This window comes from Mesorhizobium sp. M7A.F.Ca.CA.004.04.2.1 (assembly GCF_004022825.1).
Lineage (GTDB): Bacteria > Pseudomonadota > Alphaproteobacteria > Rhizobiales > Rhizobiaceae > Mesorhizobium.
Genome location: NZ_RZPH01000365.1, coordinates 1 through 5,330 on the forward strand (window position 1 = coordinate 1; position 5,330 = coordinate 5,330).

Sequence of the window (5,330 nt, forward strand, 5' to 3'; positions counted from 1 at the left end):
AACGCCTCTGAGCAGTGAAACCAGCAGGTCGATCATCTGCGATCGACCACGGCACGGAAGAACTGCCGCGTGCGGGGCGACGACGGATTGCGGATCACGGCATCAGGCGGACCCTGCTCGATGATCTCTCCATTAGCCATGACGATTACGCGGTCGGCGACGTCTGCGGCAAAGGCGATCTCGTGCGTGACGATGATCATTGTCATGCCTTCCTGGGCGAGCTCGCGCATCACGGCCAACACCTCAAGCCCGAGTTCGGGATCCAGGGCGCTCGTGGGTTCGTCGAAGAGCATCACCTTGGGGTCAAGAGCCAGGGCGCGTGCGATCGCGATACGCTGCTGCTGGCCACCCGACAGGCGCGCCGGATAGGCTTGCGCCTTGTCCGTAAGGTGTACGCGTTCGAGCAATTGGGCGGTGCGCGCGTCCGCCTGCTCCTTGGTGCGCCCCAGAACCCGCATCTGCGGCAGCGAAATGTTGCGCTGCACGGTCATGTGCGGAAACAGGTTGAAGGACTGGAAAACCATCCCGGTGGAACGTCGGAGCCTCAGCAGCTCTCCGGCGGACAGATTGCGGTCGACCGAAAACCGGATGGCACCCACTTCAAGGGTGCCGGATGACGGCTGTTCGAGCATGTTGATCGCGCGCAGCAGCGTGCTCTTCCCCGCGCCGCTGGGTCCGACGATCGCCACGACCTCGCCGCGCGTGATGTCGAGCGAGACGTTCTTCACGGCGTGATGGCCGCCATAGATCACGTTGATGTTCTTGATGCGTACGATATTTTCTGCCTCGGGCATGGCTTCTTTGTCCTTGCGCTAACGCCGGTGTCCCACTGGTCAAGCCGCCGCAGTATGTGTGCCCGGAACGTTTCTTTCCGGAGTTGGAGCGAGACTTTCGGTGCCTGGGATCGATGCGGGAGAGCCCTTGAGCACCCAGTCTGCGACGATCAGCCCAATCACCGGCGCAAGCTGAATCCCGTAGCCGCCCGCACCGGCCGCGGTGATCAGACCGGGCTCCGACTGATCGACTGGTCCGACATAGGGACGGTGGTCGGCGGTGACAGGGTAGAGGCCTGCCCAGCCCCGGCCGAGCCGGGCGCCCGGCAGATCAGGCAGGCGTTCGATCAGCATCTCGGCCAGCATGACCTTGGACCCTTCCTCGCACTGCTCGTTGTAGTTGTCCGGATCTTCGGGCGACGGCGAACTTACCTTGTGTATCTCGGCGATGAGCTCGCCCGCTTTCTCGTGCCGAAAGTTGAGTCCGGTGCCCTGCCCGTTCACCAGATCCATGACCATCGGCATTGTGTACGGGAGCGGCGCGTCCAAGTGGATTGTCAGCGCCTCGTGGCGCTCGGGGTGGATGTGCAGCGTCTGTCCGAGCATCTCGGCAACGCGTGGCGCCCAGGCGCCTGCCGCATTCACGACGAAGTCGCAGCCGATCGGCCCTTTGCTGGTGTCCAACCGATAGCCACCGGATGTCCGCGCGGCACCAAGCAGCTTGCGGAACTGGAACACCTCGGAGCCGAGCTTCTTCACCTGTTGCGCCAGCAGCGTGCACATTTCGTGGGGATCGAGGAAGCCGTCGTCCGGCCCGAAGATGCCGCCTTCGAGCCCATCTGAACTCAAGTGCGGCACGAGTTGCTGAAGCTCGTTCGCCTGGTAGACCCTGGATCTGAAGCCGGCATCGCGCTGGATCTCCACCGAGCGGGCGAACAGTTCCATCTGCTCGGAGGTGCGCGCCAGACGCAGGTAGCCGATAGGGCTGAAGCCGAGACCGAGGCGCTCTTGCCACCGGCGGACGCGCTGCACCGATTGCATGCGCAGCTGTATCTCGAACGGATCCGTGAGCTGTGTCCCAACGACCCCGACCGAGCGGCCGCTGGATCCTGACGCAATGGATTGTGCGTCGATGACGGTGACGCGAGCGCCCTGTTCCGCGAGCGCGTGCGCAGAACACATACCGAGGGTACCCGCACCGATGACGACGACGTGAGGAGAAGCTGTCATGTGACTTCCATCTGTTGCTGCGTCGTCCCGTGCCGGATGGATCCGGCGCTGGACGCGCTACGTCATTGCTTCGGAGCGATTGCTGCGAGGGCGCCGTCGATTGCGGAAAGGATCTCGCGTGCGTCTTCCTCGGTCATGGAGGTGGAAAGCGCGAAGAGTCCGTAACTCGCCGAAAGCACGCCGCGGTCGAGCAGACCCTTGTGGAACAGGTCGAGTTTCATGCGTACGGACGCACCCGGATAGACTGACCGGTAGTCCGTGATCGGCAACGCCGTGAAATGAACTTTGAAGAGCGAGCCGAGACCGACGCACTGCCCGTTGAGGCCATGGCGAGCAAGCGAGGCCGTGATGCCCTCGCGAAGCAGGCTGCCGATAGCGTCCAGATGCGCGAAGCTAGCCGGGGTCAACGCGCGCATCGCCGCCAGACCGGCTCGCATCGTCACCGGGTTCGCGGTGAAGGTGCCGCCATGCGGCAATGCGGGCTTGCCTTGTGTTGGATCGAACACCGCCATCACGTCGGCGCGGCCGCCGACGGCGCCGACCGGGAATCCTCCGCCGATGATCTTGCCGAGAGCCGTCAGATCGGGCGTGATGCTCCACAGGCCCTGCGCCCCCGAATAGCCAAGGCGGAGCGAGATCACCTCGTCGAAGATCACCAGCGAGCCGGCGGCATGAGCGATCTCGACCATCGCGTCGAGATAATCCTTTCGCGCGGGAATAAGTCCGGCGCGGTTCGGCATCGGGTCGATCAGAACACCCGCTATCGTGTCGCCATGCGCGTCGAAGACGGCACGCAGCGCCTCCGTATCGTTGAACGGCACCGCGATGACATCATCGAGAACTCCCTTCGGCGTGCCTTTCGCGTATGCCGTTGAGGCAGGCATGTCGCCCCAGTTGGCGGGCGAACTGTCCAGGCTGACTTCCGCGAAGTCGTAGGAGCCATGGTAGGCACCTTCGATCTTGACGATCTTCGACCGCTCGGTGAACGCCCGAGCCGCCTTGATCGCCATCATGACGCCTTCCGTGCCGGAGTTGGCGAAGCGAACCTGCTCGACTGACGGGAGGCGCTCCACCAACAGTTCAGCAAGATCAAGTTCGCTCTCGGTGGGCGCTCCGAAAGCCGATCCCCGGGGCATCTGGTCCACCACCGCGGCCGTGACGGCGGGATGGCCGTAGCCATGGATCATGGCCGTGAAATTGTTGATGCAGTCGTAGTAGACGTTTCCATCGACGTCCCAGACGCGGCAGCCCTCGCCGCGCTGGGCATAGATCGGAAACGGGTCGATGAAGACCGTTGTCCGGGTGTTTCCTCCCGGCATGACCTTGCGGGCCCGTTCGAACATCTCGCGGGACTTCGGCATTGAATCTGGATAGTGGCGCATAATCTTGTAAACCGATGAAGGAGACAGTCTTGGATGGCCGCGACGAAGGGCGCGACCTCTTTCGATCACTTGGTCATGATCGTGTGGCTCTGCTCGCGCAGGTACTGTGGCAGGAACCAGGAGCCGAGACCGCCCTTGCCGCTGACCCCGGTGCCCTTCCAGCCGCAGAATGGCTGCGCGCCTGGCCATGCACCCGTCGTTGCGCCGCTCGCACGGTTGGCATAGAGAACCCCCGCTTCGGCGGTGTCGAGGAAGTGACGCAACTCTTTTTGGTCGTTGGTAAAGATGCCGGCCGACAATCCGTAGGCGATGTCGTTGCCCTCTTCGATCGCGGCATCGAGACTATCAAAACCGCGGACGACCACGAAAGGCATGAAGAGTTCGTCGCGGGTCAGCCGGCCCGGACCATCAAGTTCGACGACCGTCGGCAGGACGTAGTTGTTCGCAAATCCCTGGCCCAGGGCGGCGCCCCCAAAATGCACCTTGCCTTTGCCCTCGACTTCCGACAGCGCTGCCTGGAAACGGCCGACTGTGGCGTCGCCATAGACAGGGCCCATAAAGGTCTCGGCCTTACGAGGATCTCCGACCACCAGCTTTCCAGCGAACGCTACCAGTTTCTCGATGAATTCCGCCTTGACCTTCTCGTCGACATACACGACCGAGCATGCGGAGCACTTCTGGCCTTGCAGGCCAAAAGCGGAGCGCGCCACCCCCTGCGCCGCGCGGTCGAGGTCGGCCTTGCTCGTCACGTAGGCGGGGTTCTTGCCACCCATTTCGGCGATGACGGGCTTCATGTGGGGCAGCGTTGCCATATGACGGAAGATGCTCATGCCGGTCTTATGGGAGCCGGTGAATGCAACGCCGTCGATGCCGTTGTCGGTGGCAAGAAGGCGCCCCACCTCTCCATCGCCAAGCACGATGTTGAAAACACCTTCGGGCAAGCCCGCTTTGCGAAGCGTTTCGGCAATCAGCAGTCCGGTCAGCGCGCAACCCGGCGACGGCTTGTAGACCACCGCATTGCCTGTCAACAGCGCACCCGTGACCATGCCGATCGACAAGGCGAGCGGAAAGTTGAAAGGAGCGATGACCGCGAAGACGCCATAGGGCTTCATGACGCTCGTAGCAGTCTCGTTTTCGACCAACACGTTCATGGGCCGGACGAACCCGTTGTTCGCCTTCATCTCCGATGCGTAGTACTCGACCATGTCGAGGCATTCCTCGGCTTCGCCGACTGCCTCGATGCGGGACTTTCCGATCTCGTAGAGCGCCGCCAAACCGAGGTCATATTTCCGCTCCGCAAGTGCCTCTCGCCAGCGAGCGCCGAATGCAAGGCGATCGTCCAGCGTCGAACGGTTCCAGGCCTTCGCGCCGGCCCGGGCTGCCTGGATCGCGCACTTGACGTCTGACGGGATTGAAACCGGGAACTTGCCGAGAGAGATTTTCTTGTCGATAGGGCTCAGGATCTCTTTCCGAGCGCCGGTCGCAAACGGCGTCGACCACTCGCGACCCAGTGTGTTCTTCTCGAAATCCGGGATCATTGCATCGAGGTGAGCGTGAACAGGGGAAAAATCCACCCCGATGTTCGAGTAGGTCACACGCGGGAGTTCAGCCATTTCAAGTTCCTCCGAAAATCGGTATTTATCCCGATAATCAGGATTTGGCTTGCGAGTCAATCGAGGGGCCCATAAAATGGAAATAATACCGAATTTCGGTATTATTCGTGAGGAGGTTTCGGGTTCGGGTTACCTAGCGGAGCCCGACAGCCGAGGGCGTGCGGCCGTTCGGCTATTCTACGGAGCCCCTCGGACTCGAGGCGCGGCGGGATAACGAGAGACCGACCTTGCCCCTCACGTCTGTTTTGAACGATAACCTTCTTGCAGTCGCAATTGTCAGATCGGCGTAGGTGCCCTTGAATACGAAATCGAAGAAGCCGAGCGCCAAGGAC

4 protein-coding genes are annotated in these 5,330 nt (G+C 62.1%); all 4 read right to left on the bottom strand.

Annotation, left to right across the window (positions count from 1 at the left end; all coding sequences use genetic code 11):
- Positions 1-32: 32 nt before the first annotated feature.
- Positions 33-794 carry an amino acid ABC transporter ATP-binding protein gene (locus EN893_RS17310; RefSeq protein WP_127270696.1) on the bottom strand — a complete coding sequence of 254 codons (762 nt, stop codon included), beginning with the start codon at positions 792-794 and terminating at the stop codon, positions 33-35.
- Positions 795-833: 39 nt separating this feature from the next.
- Positions 834-2,003, bottom strand: coding sequence for an FAD-binding oxidoreductase (locus EN893_RS17315; RefSeq protein ID WP_127270694.1), 1,170 nt, complete (start codon positions 2,001-2,003; stop codon positions 834-836).
- Between the two features lie 62 nt (positions 2,004-2,065).
- Complete coding sequence (locus tag EN893_RS17320) at positions 2,066-3,364, bottom strand: aspartate aminotransferase family protein (RefSeq protein WP_245465143.1); 1,299 nt, start codon at positions 3,362-3,364, stop codon at positions 2,066-2,068.
- Positions 3,365-3,450: 86 nt separating this feature from the next.
- Positions 3,451-5,058 (bottom strand): aldehyde dehydrogenase family protein, encoded by a 1,608-nt coding sequence (locus EN893_RS17325; protein ID WP_206640131.1) that lies wholly within the window; start codon positions 5,056-5,058, stop codon positions 3,451-3,453.
- Positions 5,059-5,330: the final 272 nt, after the last annotated feature.